Source organism: Pseudomonas sp. Con_6 (assembly GCF_059379395.1).
The window spans coordinates 5,759,744-5,774,475 of sequence record NZ_CM182011.1; the positions used below are offsets into that span (position 1 = coordinate 5,759,744).

Below are 14,732 nucleotides of genomic sequence, written 5' to 3' on the forward strand. Positions count from 1 at the left end.
ATGCGTTGGTTGCTTGCCCTTTTCTGCCTCGGTGTGGCTTCGGTGTCCCAGGCCGCCTTTACCGAAACCATCATCCGCAAGCCCGTGCCCCAGGCTCCGGCCGCCTCCCCGGTCGACAGCAAACCGTCGCTGGAACGCATCGACAAGGTCCTGGTGATCAAATCGCAACGCCGCCTGCAACTGATCAGCGCCGGCGAGCCGCTGAAGACCTATCGCATTTCCCTGGGCAAGAAACCGGTTGGAGCCAAGGAACGCGAAGGTGACAAGCGCACCCCGGAAGGCTTCTACTGGCTGGACTGGCGCAAGGCCTCGGACCGCTACAACCTGGCCATCCACGTGTCCTACCCGAATGTCAGCGACGCCGCCAAGGCCCGCCGCGAAGGCGTTCAGCCAGGCGGGATGATCATGATCCACGGCACGCCGGACAGCGTCGAATACCCCGAGCAGGTATTCCACACCCTCGACTGGACCGAAGGCTGCATCGCCATGCGCAATGTGGACATGCGGGAAGTGTGGGGGTTGGTGAAGGACGGGACGATGATCGAGATTCGGCCCTGAGACTGGAACCAGCCCTTCCAGGCAGCTCCCACAGGGTTTTGCGTTCAGTCGCTAGATATCGGCAAGCTTCCAGGCCTCGTAGGCCGGGGTTTCATAGGGATGGCTCTGCTTCAGCGCCGCAACGACCTGATGAATCAGCTCGTCCGCCACCACCAGCTCCACCCGCCACTCTTCCACCGACTCCACGACCCCAGCCTGCCCGATGAACGGCGTTGCACCGTCCAGCGGGCGGAACTGGCCCTGGCCCAGCACCTGCCAGGCACAGCTGTCATAGTCGCCGATCCGCCCGCCACCCGCGGCGAACACGGCCTGCTTGACCGTGTCGACGTGGCTTGGCGGGACGAAGAACGCGAGTTTGTACAAACTCAGTTCACCCAGGCCCGCGCGTTGCGGAACATGCGCATCCAGCCGGCATCTTCGTTCCAGTCATCAGGACGCCAGGAGTTCTGCACGGCACGGAACACACGCTCAGGGTGCGGCATCATGATGGTGACGCGACCGTCGCGGCTGGTCAGGCCGGTGATCCCGCGCGGCGAACCGTTCGGGTTGGCCGGGTAACGCTCGGTGACCTTGCCGTGGTTGTCGACGAAGCGCAGCGCCACGCAGCCGGACAGGTCGGCTTCGAGCAGGGCTTCCTCGCTGGAGAACTCGGCATGGCCTTCGCCGTGGGCGATGGCGATCGGCATGCGCGAACCAGCCATGCCCTGCAGGAAGATCGAGTTGGACTCCTGAACCTGGACCATGGCCACACGCGCTTCGAACTGCTCTGAGCGGTTGCGCACAAAGTGCGGCCAGTACTCGGTGCCCGGGATCAGTTCGTGCAGGTTGGACATCATCTGGCAACCGTTGCACACGCCGAGGGCGAAGCTGTCCTTGCGGTCGAAGAAGCCCTGGAAAGCGTCACGGGCACGGGCGTTGAACAGCGCCGACTTGGCCCAGCCTTCACCGGCGCCGAGGACGTCACCGTAGGAGAAGCCACCGCAGGCCACAAGGCCCTTGAACTCGTTCAGGTCGACGCGACCGGCGAGGATATCGCTCATGTGCACGTCGATGGCGTTGAAGCCGGCGCGGTCGAAGGCCGCGGCCATCTCCACCTGGCCGTTGACGCCCTGCTCGCGCAGTACTGCTACCTGCGGACGCACGCCCTTCTTGATGTACGGCGCGGCGATGTCCTGGTTGACGTCGAAGCCCAGCTTGACGCTCAGGCCCGGGTTTTCTTCTTCCAGCAGCAGGTCGAATTCCTGGTCGGCGCACTCGGCGTTGTCGCGCAGGCGCTGGATCTGGTAGCTGGTCTCGGCCCAGGTGCGCTGCAACAGGCGGCGCTGGCCGTCGAACAGCACTTCGCCGTTGAGGCTGATGGACACTTCGTTGCTGTTGACCGGCTTGCCGATCACCGCAACGCAGTCTTCACCCAGGCCGGCAGCGCTGAACTGGGCCAGCACGTCCGGGGTGGCGTCCTGGCGAACCTGGATCACGGCACCCAGCTCTTCGTTGAACAGGATGGCGGCGATTTTTTCGCGCTTGCTGGTCAGGGTGTCCAGCTCAAGGCTCAGGCCACAGTGACCGGCGAAAGCCATTTCCAGCGCGCTGACCAGCAAACCGCCGTCGGAACGGTCGTGGTAGGCCAGCAGGTGACCGTCGGCGTTCAGGCCCTGGATCACCGCGAAGAAGGCTTTCAGGTCTTCGGCGTCGTCGACGTCCGGTGCCTGGGCGCCCAGCTTGCCGTGGGTCTGCGCCAGGATCGAGGCGCCCATGCGGTTCTGCCCGCGGCCCAGGTCGATCAGGATCAGGTCGGTCTCGCCCTTGTCCATGCGCAGCTCTGGGGTCAGGGTCTTGCGGATGTCGGTGACCGGGGCGAAGCCGGTGACGATCAGCGACAGCGGCGAAGTGACGGTTTTCTCGGCGCCTTCGTCGCTCCAGCGGGTCTTCATCGACATGGAGTCCTTGCCCACCGGAATGGTCAGACCCAGCTCAGGGCAGAGTTCCATGCCCACGGCCTTGACGGTGTCGTACAGACGAGCATCTTCGCCCGGGTGACCGGCGGCCGACATCCAGTTGGCCGACAGCTTGATGTCGGACAGCTTCTCGATGCGCGAAGCAGCCATGTTGGTCAGGGTTTCGCCGATCGCCATGCGCCCGGAGGCCGGAGCGTCCAGCAGGGCCAGCGGGGTGCGCTCGCCCATGGCCATGGACTCACCGGTGTAGACGTCGAAGCTGGTAGCGGTGACAGCGCAGTCGGCCACCGGAACCTGCCACGGGCCGACCATCTGGTCGCGGGCGACCAGGCCGGTGATGGTGCGGTCGCCGATGGTGATCAGGAAGCTCTTGCTGGCCACGGCAGGGTGACGCAGGACGCGGTCGATGGAGTCGGCCAGTTCCAGCTTCGACGGGTCGAAGTCATCGCCCTGCTCGGCTTCGCGGGTCACCGAACGGTGCATGCGCGGCGGCTTGCCCAGCAGCACTTCCAGCGGCATGTCCACCGGAGTGTTGCCGAAGTGGCTGTCGGTGACGGTCAGTTGCGGCTCTTCGGTGGCTTCACCGACTACCGCGAACGGGCAGCGCTCGCGCTCACAAATGGCCTGGAAGCGCTCGAAGTCGACCGCGCTGACGGCCAGCACGTAGCGCTCCTGAGATTCGTTGCTCCAGATTTCGTGCGGGGCCATGCCCGGCTCGTCGTTCGGCACGTTGCGCAGCTCGAAGCGACCGCCACGGCCGCCGTCGTTGACCAGCTCGGGGAAGGCGTTGGAGATGCCGCCGGCACCGACGTCATGGATGAAGGCGATCGGGTTCTTGTCGCCCAGTTGCCAGCAACGGTCGATGACCTCCTGGCAACGACGCTCCATTTCCGGGTTTTCCCGCTGTACGGACGCGAAGTCCAGGTCGGCGGAGCTGGCGCCGGTGGCCATGGACGAGGCTGCACCGCCGCCCAGGCCGATCAGCATGGCCGGGCCGCCGAGGACGATCAGCTTGGCGCCAACGGTGATTTCACCTTTCTTGACGTGCTCTTCGCGGATGTTGCCCATGCCGCCGGCGAGCATGATCGGCTTGTGGTAGCCGCGCACTTCGTCGCCGTGAGGGGTGCTGATGGATTGCTCGAAGGTACGGAAGTAGCCGGTCAGGGCCGGACGGCCGAATTCGTTGTTGAACGCGGCGCCGCCCAGCGGGCCTTCGATCATGATGTCGAGGGCGTCGACGATGCGCTCGGGCTTGCCGTATGGCTGCTCCCACGGCTGTTCGAAGCCCGGGATACGCAGGTTGGATACGGTGAAGCCGGTCAGGCCGGCTTTCGGCTTGGCACCGCGACCGGTGGCGCCTTCATCGCGGATCTCGCCACCGGAGCCGGTGGAGGCACCCGGAAACGGAGCGATGGCGGTCGGGTGGTTGTGGGTCTCGACCTTCATCAGGATGTGCACCGGCTCCTGCACCGCGCCGTACTGGCGGGTCTCAGGGTTCGGGAAGAAGCGGCCGGCCACGGAACCGACGATCACCGAGGCGTTGTCCTTGTACGCGGACAGGACGCCTTCGCTGTGCATCTGGTAGGTGTTCTTGATCATGCCGAACAGGCTTTTTTCCTGGCTCTGGCCGTCGATGTCCCAACTGGCGTTGAAGATCTTGTGGCGGCAGTGCTCGGAGTTGGCCTGGGCAAACATCATCAGTTCGATGTCATGCGGGTTGCGCTTGAGGCCCTGGAAGGCGTTGACCAGGTAGTCGATCTCGTCTTCGGCCAGGGCCAGGCCCAGCTCGACGTTGGCCTTTTCCAGCGCGGCGCGGCCGCCCCCGAGGATATCCACGGCGGTCAGCGGCTTGGGCTCGGCATGGCTGAACAGGCCGGCGGCCTCTTCCAGCTTGCCCAGCACGATCTGGGTCATGCGGTCGTGCAGCAGCTCGGCGACGCTGGCGGCGTCGGCGTCGCTCAGCTCACCGGCGACGTAGTAGGCGATGCCGCGCTCCAGGCGACGAACGACTTCCAGGCCGCAGTTGTGGGCGATGTCGCTGGCCTTGCTCGACCAGGGCGAGATGGTGCCGAAACGCGGCATGACCAGGAACAGGCGACCGACAGGCTCCTGCACCGGGACGCTCGGGCCGTACTTGAGCAGGCGCGCGAGCACTTGCTGTTGGTCGGCGGTCAGATCGCCGTCAACCTCGGCGAAATGAGCGAATTCAGCGTACAAACCACTAACAGCGGGGACTTTCTGGCTCAGTTGCTCAAGGAGTTTACCGTGGCGAAAGGCAGAAAGGGCAGGAGCGCCGCGCAGGATCAACATCGTCGGGACAGCCTCAGAAGGGGGTGTGCTTGGAGGCCGTGCATTCTAGCCTAAAGCGAGGCGTCAGGCACCCGAAACGCAGCATTGCCGGCCATCCGAATGTCGGCAAGGCCATTCCAGGCGTGTCGGAGCTTTCCCGCAAGGGTCAAACTGCGGTGAAAAGCCGCAATCACGAAGCGCGATAGCAGACAAGCTATTAGTTGTCGAGATATGGCGCAGCAGGCCCTTTGCGTATACTGCACCCTATGTCTGCCCACATAGCTCTGCGCCAGCGGTGCGCCCAATGGCTCATCGCACTCGGACTCTTCCTGATGCTCGGTGCCTGCGTTGAAAAACCCAGCACCCTGGAACGCATCAAGGAGGATGGCGTATTGCGGGTGATAACGCGCAACAGCCCGGCCACCTACTTCCAGGACCGCAACGGCGAAACCGGCTTCGAATACGAGCTGGTCAAGCGTTTTGCCGACGATCTCGGCGTCAAGCTGCAGATCGAGACTGCCGACAACCTCGACGACCTGTTCAGCCAGCTCGGCCAGCCCAACGGCCCGGTCCTCGCAGCGGCCGGGCTGGTCAGCAGCGAGCAGCGCAAGAACCAGGCGCGTTTCTCCCATGCTTACCTCGACGTCACCCCGCAGGTCATCTACCGCAACGGCAAGACCCGCCCGACCAATCCCGCCGGGCTGGTGGGCAAGCGCATCCTGGTGCTCAAGGGCAGCAGCCACGCCGAACAACTGGCGGAACTGAAGAAGCAGTACCCGGGCCTGGAATATGAAGAATCCGACCAGGTGGAGGTGGTCGACCTGCTGCGCATGGTCGACGAAGGGCAGATCGACCTGACCCTGGTGGATTCCAACGAACTGGCGATGAACCAGGTCTACTTCCCCAACGTGCGCGTCGCCTTCGACCTCGGCGATGCCCGCGACCAGCGCTGGGCGGTGGCCGCCGGCGAAGACAACAGCCTGCTCAACGAGATCAACGCCTTCCTCGACAAGGTTCAGAAGAACGGCACCCTGCAACGCCTGAAAGACCGCTACTACGGGCATGTCGACGTACTCGGCTATGTCGGCGCCTACACCTTCGCCCAACACCTGCAGGAACGCCTGCCGCGCTTCGAGAAGCATTTCCGCAATTCGGCCAAGCAGGAACAGGTGGACTGGCGCTTGCTGGCGGCCATCGGCTACCAGGAATCCATGTGGCAGGCGGAAGTCACCTCCAAGACCGGCGTGCGCGGCCTGATGATGCTGACCCAGCGCACCGCCCAGGCCATGGGCGTGTCCAACCGGCTCGACCCGGTGCAGAGCATCCGCGGCGGCGCCAAGTACTTCATGCACGTGAAGGAAGAGCTGGACGACTCGATCAAGGAGCCGGACCGCACCTGGTTCGCCCTCGCCGCCTACAACGTCGGCACCGGCCATCTGGACGATGCGCGCAAGATGGCCGAGCGTGAGGGCCTGAACCCGAACAAGTGGCTGGACGTGAAGAAGATGCTGCCGCGCCTGTCGCAGAAGAAGTACTACAGCAAGACCAAGTACGGCTATGCCCGCGGCGGCGAGCCGGTGCACTTCGTCGCCAACATTCGTCGTTACTACGACATCCTTACCTGGGTGACCCAGCCGCAGCTGGAGGGTAGCCAGGTTGCCGAGGGCAACCTGCACGTGCCCGGCGTCAACAAGGACAAACCCGCGGAGCAGAGCCCTCAGCTCTGACCGACGCGGAGTCCGGGCCGACCTTGATATTCAGGTACGACGCGGACCTTGTGGGAGCTGGCTTGCCATCAAGACCAACCAATCTCAGGCTTTGGCCCGGCGGGCCTTGAAGAATTCGCTCAGGATCGCCCCGCACTCCTCCGCCAGCACCCCGCCTTCATAGATCACCCGATGGTTGAGAAAGCCCTGGGTGAAGAACTGTCCCTGACTCTGCACGATCCCCGCCTTCGGCTCCAGTGCGCCGTAAACCACGCGGTTGACCCGCGAATGAACGATCAGCCCGGCGCACATGCTGCAGGGTTCGAGGGTGACGTACAGGGTACTGCCCGGCAGGCGGTAGTTGCTGGCCGCCTGCGCGGCGGCGCGGATGGCGACCATTTCCGCATGAGCGCTGGGATCGCTGTCGGTGATCGGCCGGTTGAAGCCCTGGCCAAGCACCTGGCCGTGCTGCACCAGTACCGCACCCACCGGCACTTCACCGAGGGCCGCGCCTTGCGCCGCCAGTTCCAGGGCCAGGCGCATGAATTCCTGGTCGCGGCTGCGATCGATGATCTGCGGACGCATCAGACCACCGCGATCGCGGCCATCAGGCCGGTTTCCATATGGTCGATGACGTGACAGTGGAACATCCAGGTACCCGGGTTATCCGCTACCAGCGCCACCTGGGCGCGTTCGTTCTTGCCCAGCAGGTAGGTGTCGGTGAACCACGGCTCGACGATCTGCCGACGGTTCGAGGCGATCACCTTGAAGCTCATGCCGTGCAGGTGCACTGGGTGCTGGTATTGAGTCATGTTTTTCAGCTCGAAGATGTAACTCTTGCCCTTCTGCAGCGTAGCGATCGGCCGGTCGGCACAGGTCTTGTCGGTGATGTCCCAGGCCTGCCCGTTGATCTGCCACAGGCTTGGCGGACGGCCGTTGTCGGTGTTCACCGAAACGTTGCCGGCCCATTCGAAATTGAAGTTGAGCTTCTCGGCATTCTCCAGGTCCGGCTCGGCGATCGGGTTGGCCGGGAGTGCCGGCGGCCAGTCGCCCGGCTTGTCGCTGTTGGCCACTGAACGCAGGGTGCCAAGACGGACGAAGCCGTCGCGCAGGGAGATTTCCTCGCCGGCTTCGGGAATGCGGATGGCCAGGCAAATGCGCATGCCCGGGCCGAGCCAGTAATCCTCTTCCAGCGGGCGCGGGGTGATCGGGTTGCCGTCGAGGGCGTAGATCATGGCCTCGCAGTTGCCTTTGAGGTTGAGGCGGTAGGTCCAGGTGTTGTCGAGGTTGAGCAGACGCACCCGCACCACCTGGCCAGCCGGCAGTTCGGTGACCTGATTGGCCTGGCCGTTGATGGTGATCAGGCGCCCGGCAGTGCCGTTGCGCGCAGCCTCGCGAGGGATGCTGAAGGGCAGAAAAGCGCCCTGCTCGTCCACGTGCCAGGTCTTCAGGCTGAGGGTGCGTTCGTGCAGGAAGCCGGTGGGCTCGCGCTCCTCGACGATCAGCGGGCCGACCAGGCCGCGGCCCAGTTCTTCGCTGCTGCTGACGTGGGGGTGGTACCAATAGCTGCCGGCGTCCGGGACGCGGAACTTGTAGTCGAAGAACTCGCCGGGCTTGACCGGCAGTTGCGAGACGTAGGGCACGCCATCCATTTCCAGCGGCAGGCGGATGCCGTGCCAGTGGATGGTGGTTTCCACCGGCAGGTGGTTGATGAAGCGTACCCGCAGCCAGGTGCCCTGGCGCACCCGCAGTTCGGTGCCCGGCGCCGACGGGCCGAAGGCCCAGGCCTCGGTCTTGAAGCCGGGGACCAGTTCCACTTCCAGCGGCGCGGCGATCAGTTCGTAGTCGTGCCCGGCATTCTCGTCCTCGACCTTGCCCAGCCAGTAACGGGCCGCACCACCGGCACCAAGACCAACCACCACCAGGCCGGAGAGGCCCATGAGCATTTGTCGACGGGTAAAGGACATTGGAGCAGGCACCTCGTATCGCGGGGGACTGGCCATTGCTGGGCCAGTATGAAGGGCGAATACGATACACCCGCATTTGCGAAAACTTAAGTGAAGTCTTGTCGCAGGCAGGTGAACCCGCACACATTGTCCTCGGTTGTCAGCGAGACATGCACTCGATCACCAAGTGCAGCGACGCCGGCAACATCGGCCCATGGTTCAGGCCTTCGAACCGCCGATATTCGGCCTGCAATCCCCGCACCTTCTGCAAGTCCGCCACCAGCGCCCGGACCGGCGCCTCGGTGTCGCCGGTGCTCGGCATCCGTGGGTGAGCCGGCTCCGCACTACCGCGCATCAGCAACAGCCGCGGACGGCTTTCGCCCAGCCGCCCCGCCAACCCTGCGGCCTCGCGGACGATGGCGCCATCGTTCCACCACAGCGAAGGACTCGCCGCAGCATAGTCGCTGAACTCTCCCGGCCGGCTGAACAACGCATGCAGCACCGCAAGCCCGCCATAGGAATGCCCCCACAGCGTCTGCCTCGAAGGATCCACCGGCGCCACGCCCGCCACCATCGGCCGCATGCGCTGACTCAGCAGATCGAGAAAGACATCCACCCCGCCACTGGCCTGCCCGGTCAACGGATCGAGCTGTTGCGCCGCACCCGGCACCTGCGGGGTGTAGTCATAAGTCCGGGCATTGCGCTCGATGCGCTGCTCGGTCTGGTAACCGACCGCCACCAGCAACGGCGCCTGTCCGGCGGCGAGCTTCTTCAACTCCGCCGGTTCCAGCGCACTCAACGCCGCATTGCCGTCGAGCATCCACAACACCGGATAACCGGCAGACGGCGCCGGGCGATCCGGCTTGCCGACCCACAGCTGGTAATGCCGCTGGCCATCAACGGAGTCGAGCGTGAGGGTGGTGAAGTGGTAAGCACTGTCCTGTTGCAACACGGCGGCTTCCATCTTTTGCTCCGGCTCCGGTTGCGCCAACGCGCTACCCGCGACCAGTGCCAGGCCAAGGAACAAAGGGGTGAGTTTCATCAGGCAATTCTCGTTATGACTTCGGCAAGAACGCCATCGCCTCCACAAGGGAGGCGATGGCTGCATTCCAGAATCAGAAGGACGCGGTAATGCTGGTGTACAGCGTGCGACCCGGCTCGTTGTAGGTCGCGGCGCCCGCACCATCGATATTGGTCACGCCCTGGGCGTTGCCCTCGCGGAACAGGCGCTTGTCGAACAGGTTGTCGACGCCAGCGGTCAGGCTCAGGTTCTTGGTGAACGCATATGTACCGCTCAGGCCCACCAGCGCATACGGCGACAGCTGGTTGTTGGAGTTACCGGTAACCCGGACACCGTGGTAGTCGTACTTCTTCGGCGTCTGCTTGCCATACCAGGCCACGCTGGCCTGCAGCGACAGGTCATCGGTGGCCTGCCAGTCGAGCATCGAGTTCAGGGTGTACTTCGGCGTCACCGAGAGGGCCTCGCCGGTCTGCTTGTTCTTCGATTGCAGCATGTAGGTGAAGTTGTTGTTCCACTTCAATTGCTCGGTCAGCGGGATGGTCAGGGTGCCTTCCAGGCCCTCGACCAGCGCCTTCGGCACGTTTTCCCACTGGTACACCGCGGCGTTGGCATAGCTGCCGGTACCGCCAGTGGCGCGACCGATCGGGCTCAGGCCGGACTCGATCTTGTTCTTGTAGTCGTTGCGGAAGTACGTCAGCCCCGCGACCCAGCCATCCTGCTGGAACTCGATGCCCAGTTCCTTGTTGACGCTAGTCTCGGCCTTGAGGTCGTCGTTGCCCTGCAGGTAGCAACTGGTGGTCTGGCCGTAGCAGCCCTGGCCACGGCTATACAGCAAGTAGTCGCTGCTCAGTTGATACAGGTTCGGCGCCTTGTACGCCCGGGCGATACCGGCCTTCAGGGTGACGCTGTCGGTCAGCGCGTGGGACAGGTTGAGCGACGGGCTCCAGTTGTCGCCGACCACACTGTGGTGGTCGAAGCGCAGCGCCGGGGTGAGCATGGTGCCCGGCAGCAGTTCGATGTTGTCTTCGGCGAACAGCGAGAAGATCTGCGCCTGCGAGCTGCCGTCGCGACCGGTGCTGGTCAGGCCGCTGACCGCGCCGCCCTCGCTGGTGGTCTGGGTGTTGGCGCTCGGGTCGTCGAGTTTCTGCTGGCTCCACTCGCTGCCCAGGGTCAGGGTCTGGTCGCGCCAGGCGTGCAGCGGCAGGTTGACCTCGCCATGAGCGGTGAGGTTGCGCAGGGTCGAGGTGTAGAAATCGGTGTTGCTGAAGATGCCTTCGGTACCGCCGGCCAGGCCTTCGTTGATCCGCTGGTTGCGGGTCTTCTCGTATTGCAGGTAGGCCATGGTGCTGCCGAAGTCCCAGTCGCCACGGTGGGTCAGCGCATAGTTCTCACGGTAAAGGATGTTGGTCTCTTTACCGAGCATGCTCTTCACGTTGGCATTGGAGTTAGTGTTCTGGGTGTCGCCGGAATAGACGTTGCCCTGGCGGCTGAAACCGGCTTCCAGTTCGAGGGTCTGTTCCGGGGTCAGGTGCCAGCTCAGTTGGCCGTTGACGTCCTTGTTGCGCACACCTTCACGGCCGGCCGGCAGGGTGCCGACCTGATTGCCGGTGCGGGCGGACTCATGACCCGAGTTGATATCCCAGTCGTCGGCGTCGGTCTTGGCCACGTTGCCGTAGACGCGGTAGCTCAGGGTGTCGGTCAGCGGGCCGTTGAGGCCGAAGGTCATGCGCTTGCTGGCGCCTTCGTCGCTGTGGGTCGGGAAGTTCTGGTAGACGGTGACGTTGCCGTGGGTTTCCTTGCCCGGCTGCTTGGTGATGATGTTCACCACCCCGCCCATGGCGCCGGAACCGTAGCGCGCGGCCGCCGGACCACGGATGACCTCGATGCGCTCGACCTGGTCGGCCGGCACCCAGTTGGTGTCGCCACGGGAGTCACGCTCGCCGCGCCAGCCATAGCGCACCGAGCTGCGGCTGGCCACCGGCTTGCCGTCGACGAGGATCAGGGTGTTTTCCGGGCCCATGCCGCGAATATCGATCTGCCGGTTGTTGCCGCGCTGGCCGCTGGTGGAGTTACCGGTGAGGTTGACCCCCGGCATGGTGCGGATGATCTGTGACAGGTCGGTGGCCGGTGGGCGCTTCTTGATGTCCTCGGCGGTGATCACCGACACGCCCGGCGCCTGCTTGGTTTCTTCCAGTGCGGTGGCGACCACGTTCTGCGGCGCCAGCTCGACAGCTTCGGACTCGCTGGCCGCGTGCACGGCGGTCGACAGCAGGCAACTGGAGAGCAGCAGGAAGGGAATGCGAGGGACAGGACGGGGCAACATCATCGATCTCCGGGACGGGCGCTGAATGCGAGAGATCACGAATGATAATGAATGCTAATTGAGAGTAAAGCTCATTAACTTTCTAAACATTCCGCCGTCGGCAGGACGAGATGAAGGACCAGCCCAGGATTGCCATTGCTTGCCCACAGGCGCCCGCCCTGCAGCTCAATGCCTCGGCGGGCGATGGCCAGCCCCAGGCCGAAGCCGGCGCCGCTGTCGGCAAGGCGCTGGTAGGGCTCGAAGATGCGCTGCAGGTCCGCAACTGGCACGCCCGGGCCCTGGTCACGCAACTGGAAGTGCCAGTGCTCGCCCACGCGCTGCCCGTCGAGCCGCACCACGCCGCCCTCGGGCGAATGACGGATGGCATTGCGCAGCAGGTTCTCCACCGCTTGGGCGATGCTGTCCAGATGTCCGGACACCCAGCAGTCGGTACCCAGGTCGCTGAGGAACCGAGCGCGCGCCCAACCGCTTTCGAAACAGCAGTCCTCGCAGAGCGCCTCCCAGATCGACAGCATCTGCACCGGTGCGCTGGGCAACTGCGGTTTCTCCGTGTCCATCCAGGCCAGGTCGAGTGTGTCTTCCAGCAGCCGCTGCATGTCGTCCACTTCCCGATCCAGGCGCCGGCGCAGTTGCTCCGGCGGCAGCTCGCTGTCATGGGCGATGCGCAAGCGCGCCAAGGGCGTGCGCAGTTCGTGGGACAGGGTGCGCAGCAACAGGCGTTGCTGCTCCAGGCTGCGGCGCAGGCGCCCGGCCATGTGTTCGAAGGCCTGGGCCAGTTCGCCGAGTTCGTCGCGGCGCTTCTGCAACGGCAGCCCGGGGCTGTCCAGGTCGTCCGCGCGCAAGGCGTCGGCGCGGTCGCGCAGGCGATTGAGCGGTACTACCAGATGGCGATAGAGGAGCAGGCCCAGGAGCAAGGCGAGGATCGCCGGGGCCACGCCGTGGGTGACCACGTGGGTCCAGGGCGTCAGGCCGGTGGGCAGCAGGCGCTCCGGCAACTGGATCACCAGGCGGCCGTCCTCGGGGTGCTGGGGAAACTCGATGCTGACATAGGGCAGTTCGTCTTGCAGGCGCTTGCTCATGGGCCAGTCGAGCTTGCGCATGAAGGTCAGGTGGCTGGCCTCTTCGGCGCTCAATGGCGTGGTGCCGAGGCTTTGCAGCAGAGGACCGACCAGCGCCACCCAAGTGTCTTCCTCCTGTGCCAACTGGCGCCGGTAGGCTTCGGCGCCCTCGGCCCCGCCGTCGCGCCAGGCCTGCTCGGCCTGTTCGGCATAACGGGCCAGGTAGGCCTGGTCCGCCGCGCTGAGGAAATAGGTGCTGCGCTCCACCGACAGGCCCCAGGTCCAGATCAGCCAGGTCAGCAGCAGGCAGAAGCTGACCAGCCACAGGGCCAGCTTCCATAGCAAGGGATGGCGGCGCATCAGGACGGCTCCGTCTCCACCAGAATGTAGCCCTGGCTGCGCACCGACTGGATCTGCAGATGCGTCGCGCCGATGGCCGCCAGCTTGCGCCGCAGGTTGCACACATGCACGTCGAGGCCGCGGTCGAGCCGGGTATAGGCGCGGTGCAACACGCTCTGATAGAGGAACGCCTTGCTCAGCGCCTCACCTGGATGAGCGCGCAAGGTGGCCAGCAGGCGGTATTCGGAGCCGGTAAGGCCAGCGTTGCGGCCTTGGTGCACGACGTCCTGGAGTTCCTGGTCCAGCGTCACCGTACCCGGATCCCGACGCCGATCCAGCGCCACCCGACGCAGCAGCGCATCGACCCGGGCATCCAGCTCGGCCAGGCTGAAGGGCTTGGGCAGGTAGTCGTCGGCTCCACGGGTAAAGCCGCTGATGCGGTCCTGTTCGGCGCCGAGGGCGGACATCAGCATCACCGGTACCGCCTGGTCGCGGCGCAGGCGGTCGAGCAGGCTCAGGCCGTCGATGCCGGGCAGCATGATGTCCAGCAGGATCAGGTCGAAGTCGCCCTGCTCCAGTACCTGTCCGGCCTCGCTGCCGGTTTCGCAGGCATGCACGTAAAAACCACGGCGCTGGAAATGCTGCCGGAGGTCCTGGCGCAGGTTGAGGTCGTCTTCGGCAAGGAGAAGTCGGGGGGACACGGGCGGGCTCGGCCTTGGAGTGATTGCAATTGCGAATCATCCCATTTCGCAGCATGCCCGGGCAATGACGTTGGTCAGCCGGCCCGACGGATTATTCCACCTGAAGCAATAAAGAACTGCCAAGAAAGCGTATTCCGCCGAAATCCATCCAGTTCCACACTGTGTCCACGGATCGGGAAGTACCCCGCCCCGCCAAACCCACCAGGAGCCGGACCATGAAAATCCATCACCACCCGCTGTCGGGCCACGCCCACCGTGTCGTTCTGTTCGCATCGCTGCTGGGCGTACCCCACGAGCTGGTCGAGGTCGACCTGGCCTCTGGGGCACACAAGTCCCCGGCCTTCCTCGCCCTCAACCCGTTCGGGCAGATCCCGGTGCTGGAAGATGGCGACATCGTGATTGCCGACTCCAACGCCATTCTCGTCTACCTGGCGAAGAAGGCCGGCCGCACTGACTGGCTGCCAGAAGACGCCGCAGGTGCCGCACGGGTACAGCGCTGGCTGTCGGTGGCAGCGGGCGAGCTGGCCTACGGCGCTTGTGCCGCCCGCCTGATCACCGTGTTCAACGCCAGCTTCAACGCCGATGAAGTGATCGCCCGTGCCCACGTCTTGCTGGGCCGCCTGGAACAACACCTGGTCGACCGCGAGTGGCTGGCCGCCAACCATCCGACCATCGCCGACGTGGCGATCTACAGCTACATCGTCCAGGCGCCGGAGGGCAATGTCGACATCTCCGGCTACCCGGCGGTGAATGCCCTGCTGCGCCGCGTCGAAGCACTGCCGGGCTTCGTGCCCTTCACCCAGAGCCGCGCCGGCCTGCGGGCCTGATATCCCCTG

General features: G+C 64.8%; 11 protein-coding genes. 3 read left to right on the forward strand and 8 right to left on the reverse strand.

Annotated features, from left to right (window positions below; translation table 11 throughout):
• Entirely contained in the window at window positions 1-558 is a 558-nt protein-coding gene (locus tag AC5QPF_RS25990) for a L,D-transpeptidase family protein (protein ID WP_494960522.1), read from the forward strand.
• 51 nt (window positions 559-609) lie between these two features.
• Here the strand turns inward: AC5QPF_RS25990 and AC5QPF_RS25995 are convergent, their stop codons facing one another.
• Complete coding sequence (locus tag AC5QPF_RS25995; RefSeq protein ID WP_494960523.1) at window positions 610-921, reverse strand: NGG1p interacting factor NIF3; 312 nt, start codon at window positions 919-921, stop codon at window positions 610-612.
• 2 nt (window positions 922-923) lie between these two features.
• Window positions 924-4,823 carry a phosphoribosylformylglycinamidine synthase gene (gene purL / locus AC5QPF_RS26000; protein WP_494960524.1) on the reverse strand — a complete coding sequence of 1,300 codons (3,900 nt, stop codon included), beginning with the start codon at window positions 4,821-4,823 and terminating at the stop codon, window positions 924-926.
• Between the two features lie 245 nt (window positions 4,824-5,068).
• Here purL and mltF point away from each other — a divergent pair, with 245 nt between their 5' ends.
• Window positions 5,069-6,529, forward strand: coding sequence for a membrane-bound lytic murein transglycosylase MltF (gene mltF / locus AC5QPF_RS26005; RefSeq protein ID WP_494960525.1), 1,461 nt, complete (start codon window positions 5,069-5,071; stop codon window positions 6,527-6,529).
• Between the two features lie 84 nt (window positions 6,530-6,613).
• Here mltF and tadA read toward each other — a convergent pair whose 3' ends face one another.
• The 6 genes from tadA to AC5QPF_RS26035 all read right to left on the reverse strand — a co-directional run bounded on the left by tadA (window position 6,614) and on the right by AC5QPF_RS26035 (window position 13,896).
• Window positions 6,614-7,093 carry a tRNA adenosine(34) deaminase TadA gene (tadA, locus tag AC5QPF_RS26010; protein WP_458978811.1) on the reverse strand — a complete coding sequence of 160 codons (480 nt, stop codon included), beginning with the start codon at window positions 7,091-7,093 and terminating at the stop codon, window positions 6,614-6,616.
• The gene (locus AC5QPF_RS26015; RefSeq protein ID WP_494960526.1) at window positions 7,093-8,475 is read right to left on the reverse strand and encodes a multicopper oxidase domain-containing protein; all 1,383 of its coding nucleotides are present in this window, start codon (window positions 8,473-8,475) and stop codon (window positions 7,093-7,095) included. Before AC5QPF_RS26015 ends, tadA begins: the two co-directional genes overlap by 1 nt.
• Before the next feature lie 139 nt (window positions 8,476-8,614).
• Window positions 8,615-9,496, reverse strand: a complete 882-nt coding sequence (locus tag AC5QPF_RS26020) for an alpha/beta hydrolase-fold protein (RefSeq protein WP_494960527.1) — start codon at window positions 9,494-9,496, stop codon at window positions 8,615-8,617.
• Between the two features lie 73 nt (window positions 9,497-9,569).
• Entirely contained in the window at window positions 9,570-11,798 is a 2,229-nt protein-coding gene (locus AC5QPF_RS26025) for a FepA family TonB-dependent siderophore receptor (protein ID WP_494960528.1), read from the reverse strand.
• A gap of 74 nt (window positions 11,799-11,872) precedes the next feature.
• Window positions 11,873-13,216 (reverse strand): histidine kinase sensor domain-containing protein, encoded by a 1,344-nt coding sequence (locus AC5QPF_RS26030; protein ID WP_494960529.1) that lies wholly within the window; start codon window positions 13,214-13,216, stop codon window positions 11,873-11,875.
• Window positions 13,216-13,896, reverse strand: coding sequence for a response regulator (locus AC5QPF_RS26035; protein WP_494960530.1), 681 nt, complete (start codon window positions 13,894-13,896; stop codon window positions 13,216-13,218). Before AC5QPF_RS26035 ends, AC5QPF_RS26030 begins: the two co-directional genes overlap by 1 nt.
• 215 nt (window positions 13,897-14,111) lie before the next feature.
• Between AC5QPF_RS26035 and AC5QPF_RS26040 the strand changes: the two genes are divergently transcribed.
• Complete coding sequence (locus AC5QPF_RS26040) at window positions 14,112-14,723, forward strand: glutathione S-transferase N-terminal domain-containing protein (protein WP_494960531.1); 612 nt, start codon at window positions 14,112-14,114, stop codon at window positions 14,721-14,723.
• Window positions 14,724-14,732 lie beyond the last annotated feature (9 nt).